The following is a 15,150-nucleotide window of genomic DNA, read 5'->3' as shown; positions in this document are numbered from 1 at the left end:
CACTGATTTGAGGCTGTCAATAAAAAACGCGCCCGGAGGCGCGTTGCTGAGAAAATGGGTGTTTATCCCGCAGGCGTAAAATCTTTCACACTGCTGGTGGCACGACGCGCTTCGGGTTTGTGTTGCGCTTTGTTGAGCTGTCGTTCCAGCTTCGCAATCAGATCGTTGATTGCGGTGTACATATCATCATGTTTCGCGCTGGCGACCAGCGTGCCATTTGGCGTGTTAATCGTGGCGTCGGCCACAAATTCTTTCGGCTCTTTCGATAACACGATGTGCGGGTTTATCAGGTGAGTTTGCCATTTTTCCAGCTTGGCGAGACGGTCTTCGACATGGTTGCGGATAGCCGCAGTGATTTCCATTTGTTTACTGGTAATGTTCAGAATCATCATTCAAACCTCTCTGTCATTTCCGTCTGGGTAGGTCCAGCATACCGCGGAAACCGGGAAAATGTGTGATAAAGATCACGTAAAAATGTCACTTTTTGTCAATACCAGCAAATTGTGAGAAAGGCCGGGAAAGTGGCGGAAAAAGCTTGAAGCGGAGGGGGAAGGGGGCAAGATTGACGAGTTAACCGGGTGAGAAATTTTGTTTTTAGTCTGAATTTTCACCAAAAAAAAGCAGCCAGTGAAGGCTGCTTTTTTATTTGCCATTGATCAGGAGTTATTGGCGGCAATAATTTTTGCCACTTTGTCCGCTTCAGCAGTCAGTTGCAGCTGGCGATAGGCATTTTCCATCAGCGGCAGCGCTTCATGAGTCGCTTCTGCATCCGGGTAATCCTTCATCATGCCTTCTACACGGTTAACAACAGCGACATAAGCACCGCGCTTGGTATAGAATTGCGCCACTGAAAGTTCATACTTCGCCAGGCGTTCTTTCAGGAAGACCAGGCGTTTCTGGGCGTCGGCGGCATACTGGCTGTTCGGGTAACCGCGCAGCAGCTGAGAAAAGTCGCGGAACGCGTCACGGGCATGAGTCGGATCGCGGTCAGAACGGTCGATACCGAAGAAGCCCTGTAGTGCTGAATCATCCAGTGCCATATCCGTCAGACCTTTCATGTAAATGACATAGTCGATGTTCGGATGGGTCGGATTCAGACGCATAAAGCGAGCGATAGCGGCTTGCGCCAGCGGCAGATCGGCATTTTTGTAATACGCGTAGATCAAATCCAGCTGTACCTGCTGAGAATATGGACCGAACGGGTAACGGTTATCCAGCGCTTCCAGTTGCTTAATCGCCGCTTTAAAGTTACCGTCCTGCAGTTTTTGCTGAGCTGTGGCGTAAATCTCAGACGGCGGGCTGTCCGGTACTGTGTCCTTTGAGCTGGAACAACCCACTAGTGCCAGGCTCAGTGTGGCAGCAGCCACCAGATGTTTCATACGCGTCATGACGAAATGATTATCCTCAAAGTGTTATGGCGGAAGCTGTCCGTGTAGCTCCCGGTAATGACCAGGTACGATAGCACATTATATTAAACGGCATCGCCGTGAAAACCCAACGTTAACGAAGAAGCTGTATATGGCACAACAAGTTCAACTCACCGCAACGGTGTCCGAAGCACAACTTGGACAACGCTTAGATCAGACTTTGGCGGAATTGTTCCCTGATTATTCACGTTCTCGCATAAAAGAATGGATCCTTGAGCGTCGCGTCAGCGTCAATGGCACCGTCATCGACAAACCGAAAGAGAAGGTTCTGGGCGGCGAGCAGGTGTCGATCAGCGCTGAAATCGAAGAAGAGCAACGCTGGGAAGCGCAAAACATCCCATTGAATATTGTGTATGAAGACGACGATATTCTCGTTATCAACAAACCGCGTGGTTTAGTGGTGCATCCGGGAGCCGGTAATCCGGACGGGACTGTGCTTAACGCATTGCTTTATCATTACCCGGCGATTGCGGATGTCCCGCGTGCGGGGATTGTCCATCGTCTGGACAAAGACACCACCGGCCTGATGGTGGTGGCTAAAACCGTGCCTGCACAAACGCATCTGGTGGAAACGCTGCAGCTGCGTGAAATCACCCGTGAATACGAAGCAGTAGCGATTGGTACCATGACTGCGGGCGGTACGGTTAATGAGCCCATGGCACGTCATTCCACCAAACGTACCCATATGGCGGTGCACCCGATGGGGAAACCTGCGGTGACCCATTATCGCATCATGGAACATTTCCGTGCGCATACCCGCCTGCGCTTGCGTCTGGAAACCGGTCGTACACATCAGATTCGTGTTCATATGGCCCATATTAACCATCCGCTGGTGGGTGATCCGCTTTACGGTGGTCGTCCACGTCCACCAAAAGGGGCATCTGATGAATTTATCGCAACCCTGCGTGGATTTGATCGTCAGGCATTGCACGCAACCATGTTGCGTCTCTACCATCCGATCACCGGGATTGAAATGGAGTGGCATGCGCCGCTACCGCAGGACATGGTCGATTTGATTGATGCCCTGAAAGCTGACACCGATATGTTCCGTGATCAGATGGACTGGCTATGAATGAGTTGATCATCCCGGACTGGCCAGTACCGGCACGCGTTCGGGCATGTTCAACCACACGTCACGGTGGCTTCAGCCTGGCTCCCTGGAACGCCCTCAACCTTGGCAGCCACGTTGGTGACAATCAGGAACATGTGCTCCTGAATCGCCAGCGTTTGGCCGCTCTGGCACAGTTGCCGGCGATGCCCCAATGGCTCAATCAGGTTCACGGTCAGGAGGTGGTGCGTTTACCTGCTAGCGCAGCGCTGCCTGAGGCGGATGCCGCGATTACGCGTGAAACGGGCGTGGTCTGTGCCGTGATGACGGCAGATTGTCTGCCGGTGCTCTTTTGCGCCAGTGACGGTAGCGAAGTCGCGGCAGCCCATGCTGGCTGGCGTGGCTTATGCCAGGGGGTGCTGGAGCAGACGCTGGCACAGTTTCACTGTCCAGTGCATGAGATTCATGCCTGGCTGGGACCCGCCATTGGTCCGCAGGCTTTCGAAGTGGGTGCGGAGGTGCGTTCGGCGTTTATGGCGCATGACGAGCGTGCCGATCAGGCATTTCGTCCCGTCGGCGAAAAATATTTTGCTGATATCTGGTTGCTGGCGCGTCAGCGCTTGCAGGCTGCTGGTGTGCGTTCAATCAGCGGCGAACAACGCTGTACCTGGCATGAAAGCGCCGATTTTTTCTCCTTCCGACGCGATCGTATCACCGGGCGTATGGCAACTTTGATTTGGCTGAGATAACCTTACGCCACAAGACGATCCAGTTAGCGTATTTTTTGCTCACAACTCAGGTCATTAACCTTGAAAATTTGAGGGATGACCTCATTTAATCTCCAGTAGCATTTTGACCTGTAATGGGAGGAAACATGCGTCTGGATCGTCTTACCAACAAATTCCAGTTGGCCCTGGCCGATGCACAGTCCCTTGCTCTGGGACACGATAACCAATTCATAGAACCCCTTCATGCGATGAGCGCGTTGCTCAATCAGGAAGGCGGATCGGTGCGTCCGTTGCTCAGCGCAGCGGGTGCCGATGTCGCTGGGCTCCGCACCAGCATTGAACAGGCTATTAATCGATTACCACAAGTTGAAGGCACTGACGGCGATGTCCAGCCGTCGGCGGATTTAGTCCGTGTGCTTAACCTGTGCGACAAGCTGGCGCAAAAGCGCGGCGACAATTTTATTTCATCTGAATTATTTGCTTTGGCGGCCCTGGATTCACGTGGCTCGCTGGCTGATTTACTTAAATCGGCTGGTGCAACGTCGGAAAAACTCGCTAAGGCTATCGAGCAATTGCGAGGGGGAGAGAACGTGAACGATCAAGGGGCTGAAGATCAGCGTCAGGCATTAAAGAAATACACTATCGATCTGACGGAACGCGCCGAACTGGGCAAACTTGACCCGGTGATTGGGCGTGACGAGGAAATTCGTCGCACTATTCAGGTTCTGCAACGTCGTACCAAAAACAACCCGGTACTGATTGGTGAACCCGGTGTCGGTAAAACCGCTATCGTTGAAGGTTTGGCTCAGCGCATCATCAATGGCGAAGTGCCTGAAGGCCTGAAAGGCCGTCGGGTATTGGCGCTGGATATGGGAGCGCTGGTGGCGGGTGCGAAATATCGTGGTGAGTTTGAAGAACGCCTGAAAGGGGTCCTGAACGATCTGGCGAAACAGGAAGGCAACGTCATCCTCTTTATCGACGAACTGCATACCATGGTCGGGGCCGGTAAAGCTGACGGCGCAATGGATGCCGGTAACATGCTTAAGCCAGCTCTGGCACGCGGTGAGTTGCACTGCGTCGGTGCCACTACGCTGGATGAGTATCGTCAGTACATTGAAAAAGATGCTGCGCTGGAACGTCGTTTCCAGAAAGTGTTTGTGGCGGAACCGAGTGTTGAAGATACCATCGCGATTTTGCGTGGCCTGAAAGAACGCTATGAGTTGCACCACCATGTGCAAATTACCGATCCGGCGATAGTTGCTGCGGCAACGCTTTCACATCGTTATATCGCCGATCGCCAGTTACCGGATAAAGCTATCGACCTGATCGATGAAGCGGCTTCCAGTATTCGTCTGCAAATTGACTCGAAGCCGGAGCCACTTGATCGTCTCGACCGCCGCATTATCCAGCTCAAGCTGGAACAGCAGGCACTGAAGAAAGAGTCGGATGATGCCAGTGTCAAACGTCTGGAAATGCTGGAGAGCGAACTTGACCAGAAAGAGCGTGAATACGCCGAGCTGGAAGAAGAGTGGAAAGCAGAAAAAGCGTCTCTGACCGGCACACAGAACATCAAGGCTGAACTGGAGCAGGCGCGTTTGTCTCTGGAGCAGGCACGCCGTGTTGGCGATCTGGGGCAGATGTCCGAACTGCAGTACGGCAAAATTCCGGCGCTGGAGAAACAATTGGCTGCGGCGACTCAGTCTGAAGGCAAGACCATGAAGCTGCTGCGCAACCGCGTCACCGATGTGGAAATTGCTGATGTCCTGGCGCGCTGGACTGGTATTCCGGTCGCCCGCATGATGGAAGGGGAGCGTGATAAGTTGTTGCGGATGGAGCAGGAGCTGCATTCGCGCGTGATTGGTCAGGATGAAGCGGTAGAAGCCGTATCGAATGCGATTCGTCGTAGCCGTGCCGGATTGTCTGATCCAAACCGGCCAATTGGTTCTTTCCTGTTCCTGGGACCAACAGGCGTGGGTAAAACCGAGTTGTGTAAGGCGCTGGCAAACTTCCTGTTCGACAGTGACGACGCCATGGTGCGTATCGATATGTCTGAGTTTATGGAGAAACACTCGGTATCGCGTCTGGTGGGTGCGCCTCCAGGATATGTCGGTTATGAAGAGGGGGGCTATCTGACCGAGGCCGTTCGTCGTCGTCCTTATTCGGTGATTTTGCTCGATGAGGTAGAGAAAGCCCATCCGGATGTTTTCAACATTCTGTTGCAGGTGCTGGATGATGGTCGCTTAACCGATGGGCAGGGGCGTACGGTCGATTTCCGTAACACGGTGGTGATCATGACCTCTAACCTCGGCTCGGATTTGATTCAGGAGCGGTTTGGTGCGCTGGATTATCCTGAGATGAAAGAAATGGTGATGTCGGTTGTCGGGCACCATTTCCGTCCGGAGTTTATTAACCGTATCGATGAAGTGGTGGTGTTCCATCCTCTGGGTGAAAAACACATTGCTTCTATTGCGCAGATTCAGCTGCAGCGGTTGTATAAACGTCTTGAAGAGCGCGGCTACCAGTTGCACATTTCGGACGCAGCCATCCGCTTGCTGGGTGAGAACGGTTACGATCCGGTTTACGGCGCGCGGCCACTGAAACGTGCTATCCAGCAGCAAATTGAAAACCCGCTGGCGCAACAGATTCTCTCTGGGGCGTTAGTGCCGGGTAAAACCATCGAGATGGATGTGAAAGATGATGTGATAGTCGCACATCAGTAAGAAATAACCATTAACGGGCCTGCGGGCCCGTTTTTTATGCCTTTCACACAGGTTTTTGCTGGATTTTGCAACGCTTCGCCTGGAAAGTGAGCGGTCGCGCAAAAAGTTTAAATTAGCGCTTGTCACTCAGAATTATCTCCCTATAATGCGCCTCCACTGACACGGCAAAGCGGCAACGCAGACGGTCAGCGAGGGACGAAGTGATTCATCCCGCCGGAGAAAATCGCTGAAAAAAGTGATTGACTCTGAAGGAGGAAAGCGTAATATACGCCACCTCGCGACAGGCGGTTAACCCGCTGCTCGCACTGCTCTTTAACAATTTATCAGACAATCTGTGTGGGCACTCGCAGGATTGATATCAAAAGTCCACGGACTTAAAAAATATCAAGTCTCAAGAGTGAACACGTAATTCATTACGAAGTTTAATTCTTTGAGCATCAAACTTAAATTGAAGAGTTTGATCATGGCTCAGATTGAACGCTGGCGGCAGGCCTAACACATGCAAGTCGAACGGTAGCACAGAGGAGCTTGCTCTAGCTAGCTAGCGTGAGGCTTAACCTTACAACGCCAGAGGCGTTTTGGTTGTGAGAGACCAAGAGAAGAATTTTCAGCATTGTTTACCGGATACAGTTGTGTCCTGCGGAGTCAAGTCCGAAGGATTTTGCGCTGAAGCCAGGCGGCAAAAGAGACGGAAGGAAGGAGCATACATGAGTATGTGACTGACTTACGCGAATGCAGCCAACGCAGCAGCAGTGCAAAAGACACAGGACAGAGCACAAAGAATTTGCCTGGCGGCTGTAGCGCGGTGGTCCCACCTGACCCCATGCCGAACTCAGAAGTGAAACGCCGTAGCGCCGATGGTAGTGTGGGGTCTCCCCATGCGAGAGTAGGGAACTGCCAGGCATCAATCAAGTGAAGAAGCCCTGAACGAAAGTTCAGGGCTTTTTTACGTCTGTAAATCGCCCCACAAACCTCTTACCGGTCACATTTTGTCATTCGGATATTTGCCCGCTTCACCTGACGGGCCAACAAATGCTTTACTCAATGCTTTGGCGTTTATTATCCGCAAGGAAAAGAGGAAAGCATGACAGACTCTCTACAACAAAAAGTGGTACCACACGACACGACGGCCATTAGCAAAAAACGCATCTGGGCGATAGTTGGTGCTTCATCAGGCAACCTGGTGGAGTGGTTCGATTTCTATGTTTATTCCTTCTTCTCACTCTATTTCGCCCATATCTTTTTCCCATCGGGCGATACCACCACGCAATTACTGCAAACCGCAGGTGTATTCGCCGCAGGATTTTTGATGCGTCCTATCGGTGGCTGGCTATTTGGTTATATCGCCGATCGCCACGGACGCAAAAATTCCATGCTGATCTCAGTCTGTATGATGTGTCTCGGCTCACTGGTGATTGCCTGTCTGCCCGGATATGGGGAAATTGGTATTGCCGCTCCCACGATTCTGCTGTTGGCGCGTATGTTTCAGGGGCTGTCCGTAGGTGGAGAATATGGCACCAGCGCCACCTATATGAGTGAAGTGGCGCTGGAAGGACGCAAAGGGTTCTACGCCTCATTCCAGTACGTGACCTTAATTGGTGGGCAGTTACTGGCCGTACTTACCGTGGTGGTGCTGCAACAAATTCTCACTGATGAACAACTACATAGCTGGGGATGGCGCATCCCATTCTTCCTGGGCGCTATTCTGGCAGTTGTCGCACTCTGGCTGCGTCGCTCGCTCAATGAAACTTCAGAGAAAGAAAACCGTGAGCATCGTGATGCTGGCAGCATTACGGGCCTGCTGCGCAATCACTCGCGTGCTTTTCTGATGGTGCTGGGTTTCACTGCCGGTGGTTCACTCAGTTTTTATACCTTTACTACCTATATGCAAAAATACCTGGTCAATACCGCAGGGATGGATGCACGCAGCGCGAGTGGATTAATGACCGGGGCGTTGCTGGTATTTATGTTGATTCAGCCGATTATCGGCGCGTTATCCGATAAAATCGGCCGGCGTGCTTCCATGATAATTTTTGGTGCGGGTGCAGCGATTTGTACCGTACCGATTCTGACGCTGCTACAAAATGTGCAGAGTGACTGGCTGGCATTTCTTCTGGTGATGGTAGCGTTGATCATCACCAGCTTCTATACCGCTATCAGCGGCATACTTAAAGCAGAGATGTTCCCGCCAGAGGTGCGGGCACTGGGTGTCGGCTTATCTTATGCGGTGGCAAATGCTATTTTTGGTGGTTCTGCGGAGTACGTTGCGCTGCTGCTGAAAAAAGAAGGCGTGGAAACCAGTTTCTTCTGGTATGTGTCAGCAATGGGCGCATTAGCGTTTCTGGTGTCACTGATGCTGCATCGCAAAGGGAAGGGGATTAAGTTATAAAATGCTGGCCGCTCCTCAGAGAGCGGCCGGGATCTTACAACAGACGACTGATCAGACGATCGATACGGATCCGCCGCAGACGGCGAATCAACTTGCGCACTTTTGCCGGATAGTCGGCAATGCTCTCCAGTTCACGGAAATGCTGCACCACCGTGGTATGGGTACGGATCAATGCCAGTTCCCGCTCGCGTTGTTCAGCCAGCTGATTTAGCGGGTCATGGATCAACACCGCATTTTCCAGATCGAGCCGCCAGGCGCGTGGATTGAGGTTATTGCCGGTGATCATCATCCATTCATCGTCAACCCAGATACCTTTCAGATGGTAGCTATTTTCACCATCTTTCCACAGGCGCACCGTCAGCTGGCCATTGTTGACGTAATACTGCAGGCGGCTGAGGAAACGGCGCAGGTTAATCTCGTAGAGATAAGGCAACGCACCGATAATCTTAAAGGGCTGCTCTGGTGGAATATAAAAGTCGTTGGCCGTTTTGTCCCCGATGATGATCTCAACCTCTTTTCCCTGACGCAGTAAATGGATCAGGTTACGCACCAGGATAGCGGGCAGATTGAAATAAGGCGTACACAGGGTGAGTTTACGCTCGGCACAGGGCATTAAATGGAAGATGGTTTTATTCAGCAGGCTACGTTTGCCCAGGCCTACCAATGGTGTGACTGTCAGCGTTTCGTTGCCCGCATTACCGGTAAACTGATAGTTGAAGCCACGCAGATCCTGACGGAACTGGCGGGTTTCATTTTTGATTTCCGGGCTGGAAGGGCGTTCGGACTGATCAAGACGGTGCACCGCATCTGATTGCTTCAGATTCTCACAGATCCACTGATACATGGTATCGGCCAGCTGCGGGTTGCGGATGAGCTGATAGCGGTCATAACGGTATTTATCATGCTGATGCAGATAGACATCGTTGAGGCTGGCACCGCTATACAGCAGCGTGTCGTCAATGATAAAGCCTTTCAAATGCAGTACGCCCAGCGCTTCACGGGTATTCACCGGAATACCGTAAACCGGAATGGCGCTATCCGGATGCTGCGTCGCCATCTCGCAATACCAGTCAGCATTGGTGAAACCTCGTGCTGCGCCGATGCGGCCCCGTTGCGCACGATGCCAGTCCACCAGAATACTGATATCCAGTTCAGGACGCGCCTGACGCGCAGCATACAGTGCCTGCATAATGCCACGTCCACCGTCATCATTTTCCAGGTAAAGCGCAGCGATGCAGATACGTTTTTCTGCAGCGGCAATTTTCGTCAGCAGGGTTTCGCGAAATTCAGCAGGCGAGTAAAGCGTGGTCACATCCGACACGGATTGTGACAGTTTAGGCAGCTGTGCGAGGTGTTGTTGGTGTTTATTGCGTTTGAATTTAGACAACATCACGGTGCACTTCTTCTCTGTTCATTGCATGGCCTTTTGCCATCAAATCATGATCCTAACGCGCGATAATAACATCAACCGGCGGGTCCGGGGGGATTTTTACCTTTCTCTACAAGGTTAGTCGATGCCATCATTTAAGGGTAAATTGAGGCTGACAATTCCGTCATCCAGTTGAATATTCACACGAAAGTTAAGTTTTCGTGCCAGCGTAATCATGCCGGTATTGTGTGGCATGGTGATACCGTTCAATTGTTGCAGACCGTGATCGCGGGTATAGCGAATCATCTTCTCCAGCAGGCGTCTGCCCATGCCCAGCCCTTTGAGATCTGAACGCACCAGGACGGAAAACTCAGCATCAATGTTATCGGCATCAGAAATGGCACGCGTCACCCCAATAATCTCTTGCTGATTTGCCTGCTGACGCACCGCCACAATCGCCATTTCGCGGTCATAATCGATCTGCGTCATATTGGCCAGATCCTCATGCGTGAACTCGTTGATCTCACTGAAATAGCGGTAGTAGAGATCTTCTTTGGTCACCTGCGCAATAAAGTCACGCAGCAGCGGTTCATCTTCAGGCAGGATGGGACGGAATAGGCAATGCTGACCATCCTTCAGCGCGAACTGCTCCTCAAGGTGATGAGGATAGGGACGAATCGCCAGCCGGGCTTCGTTATCGCCGTGGAAAGGAGCCAACTGGAGCGTAACATCCAGCAGCGTAAATTCATTACCAGCGGCCAGTAGCGGATGAATATCCAGTCGCTGAATCTCCGGGCAATCCACCACCAGGTTAGAAACCTGCACCAGTAACTGGCTAAGCGCCGGAATGTTTAACGGCCGCAGGGCGCTGCGACTACGCACTTTGCCACTCTTCATCGCCTGAATAACCAGATAACGCGCCAGCGTCATATTGAGTGGCGGCAGGGCAACGGCGGCCTGTTTATCCGGCTGCCATTCAACGCCGCCTTCTCCCAGCAGAATAATCGGGCCAAACAGCGGATCCTGTTCGACCACCACGCGCAGCTCTTGTGCACCGGCGCGATTCGCCATGCTCTGTACCAGCAGGCCATCAATGCGCGCGTGCGGATGGGTCTGACGCACGCGGTCAAAAATGGCTTCAGCAGCCTGCTCCACTTCTGCGGCACTGCGCAGATAAAGCATCACCCCCTGCACCTCGGATTTATGCGGGATATCCGGCGAACGAAGTTTGAGTGCCACGGGATAGCCAATCTGGCTGGCAATACTGGCTGCCGCAGCACTGTCAGCCGCAATCCAGGTTGGCAAAGTTGCCAGACCATAGGCTTCCAGCACGGGCTGCACTTCGTGGGTATCCAGCGTGGTGATGCCTTGATCGAGCGCCTGCTGAATCAGCTGGTGCGCCTGCGCGCTATTCTGCGTTAGCCCCGGTGGTAGCGCGGGCGTTTCTCGCAGTTGCTTCTGGTTGCGACGATACTCCACCTGATGCATAAACGCGGTGACGGTCCCCTCCGGGGTGCGCCAGGTGGGGATGCCCGCCCTGGTGAAGGCTCGCCGTGCGTCCTGCGAGGAGAACTCACCGCACCAGTTAGTCAGCAAAGTCACCTGTTTGCCACGCGGATGGCGGGCAATTGCCTCGATGATTTGCGCGGCAGTTTCGCTTGCAGGGGACACTGCGCTCGGCGCGTGGATGATCATCAGCGCATCCAGCTCGTGGCTATCAAGCAGCTTCTCGATGCAGGCGACATAGCGCTCCGGGGTGGCATCATCTTTCAGGTCCAGAGGATTGCCGCGTCCCACTCCCTCCGGCAGCAGTGCCGCCAGCGCCTGCAAGGTCTCTTCGCTCAGCGTCGCCAGTTTGCCATTGCGCGCGTAAAGCTCATCCAGCGCCAGGGCTGCCGGGGCGGCACCATTGCTGATGATCATCAGACGATCGCCGCGTAGCGGACGCATATGGCTGAGTGATTCAACGGCAGAAAACAGTTCATGGGTATCCTGCACGCGCAGCAGACCGGCACGCTGAATGGCCGCATCCCAGGCGGCATCCAGCCCGCTATGGGTGCCAATCATCGCCTGGGCTTGATGGCTGCGGCCACTTTTGATCACCAGAATAGGTTTATTACGCGAGGCGCTACGTGATGCAGAAACAAAGCGGCGCGCATCACTGAGATGTTCCAGGTACAGCAGAATGGCGCTGGTTTTGCCGTCGCGCGCAAGAAAATCGAGCAGGTCATCAACATCAATATCAAGACTGTCACCGAGGGCAATAAACCAGGAGAACCCCAGGTTGCGCTGCTGCGCCCAGTCGAGGATGGTGTTCGACACCGCCGCCGATTGTGAAATAAAGGCGATGCGGCCTTTTGCGATCGGCACCGGGGAAAAGCTGGCATTCAGACCTTGCCAGGGCGCAAGCAAGCCGAGGCTGTTGGGGCCGAGCAGGCGGATCTGCCACTGGCTGGCGCAGGCTTTCAGTTCTTCCATCTGGCTGGCCGGTGCCGAGAGGATAATGCAGGCTTTACAGCCTTTTTCGCCCAGTTGTTGCAGCAGTTCGAGGTTGCGTCGGGCATGGGTGCAGATGACAGCAAGATCCGGGGCGAAGGGCAGACTGGCGATGTCCGGCCAGGCCAATACCCCGCTCACGGCTTTATATTTTGGCGTCACCGGTAATACCGGGCCGCTAAAGCCCCCCGCCAGCAGGTTACGCATCATAAAGTAACCCGCACGACCGGGTTTCACCGAGGCACCAATTACCGCAATGGATTTAGGTCGTAACAGCGCTTCCAGTCCGCGTTGGCTCATCATGCACTCCTGACATGGGGATTTGCATGATTGTAAACGCTTTTGACGCCGTTTGCCGATTCACCGATCGCAGTCTGCTACAGGGCTTCGTCCAGCGCGTGTACAGGATGATGTGGCTTTCCGGCCAGGTACGCCTGACGGAACTGTTCGAAATGCTGTTGCAAAGCGCTGGCCGCCGCTGCATCCCCCGCCTGCTCCAGCAGGGCGGCGGCGACTTCAGCAGTGCAATGCTGGCCTTCACCATGTGCTTCACGCAACGTGTAACGCGAAGGCGTGGTGACATTCAGTGACATCACCGGAAATGCGTCCAGCCATGGGCTTTTGCGGAACATTTTGCGGGCTTCAGTCCAGGTGCCGTCGAGCATAATAAACAGCGGTGGCTTGCCGGTGGTGGGCGGTTCGGTCAATACCGCACGGCCAGGATCGGCATAGGAAGCGGGGAAAACCACCAGAGGCTGGTATTCACTCATCTGCACCGCCTGTAATAATGCGGTATCCGGCTCAGTACGTGACCAGCCAAATGCCAGCGTATCTGGCAGGATGTCGGCGATAAGGCGTCCGGTGTTGCTCGGTTTCATCGGTTCGGTATCAAACATCACCAGACAGAAACGGCTACGCGCGGTTTGCGGTTGTAAGCTGGCACAGACGCAATGTTTATGCGGCAGAAGACAGCCCTGACAGCGGATAACACGATTTCCTCGTGCCAGAAAGGGGCGCGTGGCGCGGGCAAGGCGTTGCGAACGCAAACGCAGGACAGCATTTTCAGACATAACACTCAGGCGGGCAGAAAAAACGCAATTGTAATGGAATTGCCGCAGAAAGGTAATATGGCCAGCGCAAGGCTGGCCAGGGGCAGGATCACAGCGATTCGTCGAGCCATTCATTAAAGGGGGCTTTGGGCATGGCACCATTGAGCATATCGACCATTTCACCGTTCTTAAACAGCATGATGGTGGGAATGCTGCGAATGCGAAAACGCGAGCTGAGTGCGGGTTCTGCTTCGGTATTAACCTTCACAAAACGCACTTTGCCACGACGCTCATCAGCGACATCTTTGAACACCGGTGCGAAGTTCACACAAGGACCACACCAGGGGGCCCAGAAATCGACCACGACCGGCAGATCATCCTGTAAATATTTATCCAGCGTCGCGGCCGTCGCGCTGACCACTTCACCGTTGAACAACTCACCGCCGCAGCGGCCACACTTGGCTCCATCGGCAATGCGTGCATCGGGCACGCGATTGGTTGCCTGACAGGAGGCGCATACCGTATTCATAGTTACCTCAACCGGACCTGTAAAACTTACGATTGCCGAGCATTATGAAAGGGTTGAGTGCTATGCTCAATCTGGATTGCCCAATAGGTTCAATAGTTGATAGCTAAGCGCCTACACATCAGGTAATCTTCGCGCTCTCAATGCTGGAGGAACAGATGAACGACGAATTTAAAGGCAAAAGCGGCAAGGTAAAAGTGATGTATGTACGTGGTGAGGATGAGGGCCAGAAAGGCTCGCGTGCGCCAAACCCCCGTACCGGCAAAGGCGGCCGTACTGCTGCGCGCCAGGAAGATAATCGTCGTTCCGGGCCTCGCAGCGGACGTAATAATGAAGAGGGCGGCCGTAACGCCGGTCCTCGTGGCGGACGTAATGAAGAAGGTGGCCGCAGCGCCGGTCGTCGTAACGACCGTGAATCCTCGCGTGGCTATGAAGATTCTCCGTGGCGCACTGTTTCGCGTCCACCGGTTAGCGAAGAAAGCCTGTCTGATGAGGCGGGTAGCAGCAAGCCAGCCATCGATCCGGAGCAGATTCGCCGTCAGCGTCAGGAAGAGACGCGCGTTTACGGTGAAAATGCCTGTCAGGCATTGTTCCAGAGTCGTCCTGAAAGCATCGTACGTGCCTGGTTTGTGCAGAGCGTGACGCCGCGCTTCCGCGAAACCTTGCGCTGGCTGGCGGCCAATCGTAAAGCCTATCACGTGGTTGAAGATGCCGAACTGGCGAAAGCCTCAGGCACTGAACACCATGGCGGCGTTTGCTTCATTATCAAAAAACGCATGGGCATGGCGGTTTCTGAATGGTTAAGCCAGGCCGAAGCCAAAGATTGCGTGCTGGCGCTGGAAGATGTCAGCAACCCGCATAACCTCGGCGGCATCATGCGTAGCTGCGCGCACTTTGGCGTGAAGGGTCTGCTGGTCAATGACGCATCGCTGCTGGAATCAGGTGCAGCGGTACGTACCGCAGAAGGCGGTGCCGAGCATGTCCAGGCGATCAGTGGTGAGAACTTCTCCGAGGGTCTGGAAGCGTTCCGTAAAGCGGGTTACACCATTGTGACCACTTCAAGCCATGAAGGTACGCCGCTGGCGAAGGCTGAATTACCGGCCAAAATGGTGCTGGTGCTGGGTCAGGAGCGTGAAGGTCTGTCCGACAGCGCATTCCAGCAGGGCGACATGAGCCTGTCGATTGGCGGCACCGGCAACGTGGAAAGCCTTAACGTGTCGGTAGCTACCGGTATCCTGCTCGCCGAATGGTGGCGACAGAACGCATAAGGCCATAATGGTCTGATTGTTCTTCATAATAACAAGACAGGCATTGCAGGTTATGTTCTACTGGATGTTCTTAAAGTAAGTTCATAATGCGATGCCTGTTTTCAGCAGTGATACAGATACATACTTAACT

The 15,150-nt window shown here is 53.7% G+C and carries 11 protein-coding genes and 1 rRNA gene; 6 read left to right on the top strand and 6 right to left on the bottom strand.

Features of this window, described 5'->3' with window-relative positions; genetic code table 11:
- Positions 1–62 precede the first annotated feature (62 nt).
- Both raiA and bamD read right to left on the bottom strand, forming a co-directional pair.
- The gene (gene raiA / locus HA50_RS15165; protein WP_021507319.1) at positions 63–389 is read right to left on the bottom strand and encodes a ribosome-associated translation inhibitor RaiA; all 327 of its coding nucleotides are present in this window, start codon (positions 387–389) and stop codon (positions 63–65) included.
- Positions 390–656: 267 nt separating this feature from the next.
- Entirely contained in the window at positions 657–1,388 is a 732-nt protein-coding gene (gene bamD, locus HA50_RS15160) for an outer membrane protein assembly factor BamD (protein ID WP_084876415.1), read from the bottom strand.
- Between the two features lie 130 nt (positions 1,389–1,518).
- On the opposite strand from bamD, the gene rluD reads away from it, so the two are divergent.
- From rluD to HA50_RS15135, 5 genes are all read left to right on the top strand, one after another.
- Entirely contained in the window at positions 1,519–2,499 is a 981-nt protein-coding gene (rluD, locus tag HA50_RS15155) for a 23S rRNA pseudouridine(1911/1915/1917) synthase RluD (RefSeq protein WP_084876414.1), read from the top strand.
- A complete protein-coding gene (gene yfiH / locus HA50_RS15150) occupies positions 2,496–3,224 on the top strand; it encodes a purine nucleoside phosphorylase YfiH (RefSeq protein WP_084876413.1) in 729 nt (242 codons plus the stop codon). The genes rluD and yfiH overlap by 4 nt, the downstream gene beginning before the upstream one ends.
- 125 nt (positions 3,225–3,349) lie before the next feature.
- Positions 3,350–5,923 (top strand): ATP-dependent chaperone ClpB, encoded by a 2,574-nt coding sequence (gene clpB, locus HA50_RS15145; RefSeq protein WP_084876412.1) that lies wholly within the window; start codon positions 3,350–3,352, stop codon positions 5,921–5,923.
- A gap of 787 nt (positions 5,924–6,710) precedes the next feature.
- Positions 6,711–6,826: ribosomal RNA gene (rrf, locus tag HA50_RS15140) — 5S ribosomal RNA — on the top strand.
- Between the two features lie 181 nt (positions 6,827–7,007).
- A complete protein-coding gene (locus HA50_RS15135; RefSeq protein ID WP_084876411.1) occupies positions 7,008–8,312 on the top strand; it encodes an MFS family transporter in 1,305 nt (434 codons plus the stop codon).
- Positions 8,313–8,346: 34 nt separating this feature from the next.
- On the opposite strand, the gene pssA is transcribed toward HA50_RS15135, so the two are convergent.
- The 4 genes from pssA to trxC all read right to left on the bottom strand — a co-directional run bounded on the left by pssA (position 8,347) and on the right by trxC (position 13,755).
- Positions 8,347–9,702, bottom strand: coding sequence for a CDP-diacylglycerol--serine O-phosphatidyltransferase (pssA, locus tag HA50_RS15130; protein ID WP_084876410.1), 1,356 nt, complete (start codon positions 9,700–9,702; stop codon positions 8,347–8,349).
- Positions 9,703–9,819: 117 nt separating this feature from the next.
- Entirely contained in the window at positions 9,820–12,477 is a 2,658-nt protein-coding gene (locus HA50_RS15125; protein ID WP_084876409.1) for a bifunctional acetate--CoA ligase family protein/GNAT family N-acetyltransferase, read from the bottom strand.
- A 77-nt stretch (positions 12,478–12,554) separates the two neighbouring features.
- Positions 12,555–13,247, bottom strand: coding sequence for a tRNA-uridine aminocarboxypropyltransferase (locus tag HA50_RS15120; protein WP_084876408.1), 693 nt, complete (start codon positions 13,245–13,247; stop codon positions 12,555–12,557).
- A gap of 88 nt (positions 13,248–13,335) precedes the next feature.
- Positions 13,336–13,755 (bottom strand): thioredoxin TrxC, encoded by a 420-nt coding sequence (gene trxC, locus HA50_RS15115; RefSeq protein WP_084876407.1) that lies wholly within the window; start codon positions 13,753–13,755, stop codon positions 13,336–13,338.
- Between the two features lie 155 nt (positions 13,756–13,910).
- Here trxC and HA50_RS15110 point away from each other — a divergent pair, with 155 nt between their 5' ends.
- Positions 13,911–15,020, top strand: coding sequence for a tRNA/rRNA methyltransferase (locus HA50_RS15110; RefSeq protein ID WP_084878552.1), 1,110 nt, complete (start codon positions 13,911–13,913; stop codon positions 15,018–15,020).
- Positions 15,021–15,150: the final 130 nt, after the last annotated feature.

Source organism: Pantoea cypripedii (assembly GCF_002095535.1).
GTDB classification, from domain to species: Bacteria; Pseudomonadota; Gammaproteobacteria; order Enterobacterales; family Enterobacteriaceae; genus Pantoea; species Pantoea cypripedii.
Note: the sequence above shows the minus strand (reverse complement) of the source record. Positions and strands in the feature narration are given on the sequence as shown.

Coding starts and splice junctions, on each gene's coding strand:
- clpB (WP_084876412.1), top strand. CDS start 3,350: ATGCGTCTGGATCGTCTTACCAACAAATTCCAGTTGGCCCTGGCCGAT.
- bamD (WP_084876415.1), bottom strand. CDS start 1,388: ATGACGCGTATGAAACATCTGGTGGCTGCTGCCACACTGAGCCTGGCA.
- trxC (WP_084876407.1), bottom strand. CDS start 13,755: ATGAATACGGTATGCGCCTCCTGTCAGGCAACCAATCGCGTGCCCGAT.
- HA50_RS15135 (WP_084876411.1), top strand. CDS start 7,008: ATGACAGACTCTCTACAACAAAAAGTGGTACCACACGACACGACGGCC.
- raiA (WP_021507319.1), bottom strand. CDS start 389: ATGATTCTGAACATTACCAGTAAACAAATGGAAATCACTGCGGCTATC.
- HA50_RS15125 (WP_084876409.1), bottom strand. CDS start 12,477: ATGAGCCAACGCGGACTGGAAGCGCTGTTACGACCTAAATCCATTGCG.
- yfiH (WP_084876413.1), top strand. CDS start 2,496: ATGAATGAGTTGATCATCCCGGACTGGCCAGTACCGGCACGCGTTCGG.
- HA50_RS15110 (WP_084878552.1), top strand. CDS start 13,911: ATGAACGACGAATTTAAAGGCAAAAGCGGCAAGGTAAAAGTGATGTAT.
- rluD (WP_084876414.1), top strand. CDS start 1,519: ATGGCACAACAAGTTCAACTCACCGCAACGGTGTCCGAAGCACAACTT.
- pssA (WP_084876410.1), bottom strand. CDS start 9,702: ATGTTGTCTAAATTCAAACGCAATAAACACCAACAACACCTCGCACAG.
- HA50_RS15120 (WP_084876408.1), bottom strand. CDS start 13,247: ATGTCTGAAAATGCTGTCCTGCGTTTGCGTTCGCAACGCCTTGCCCGC.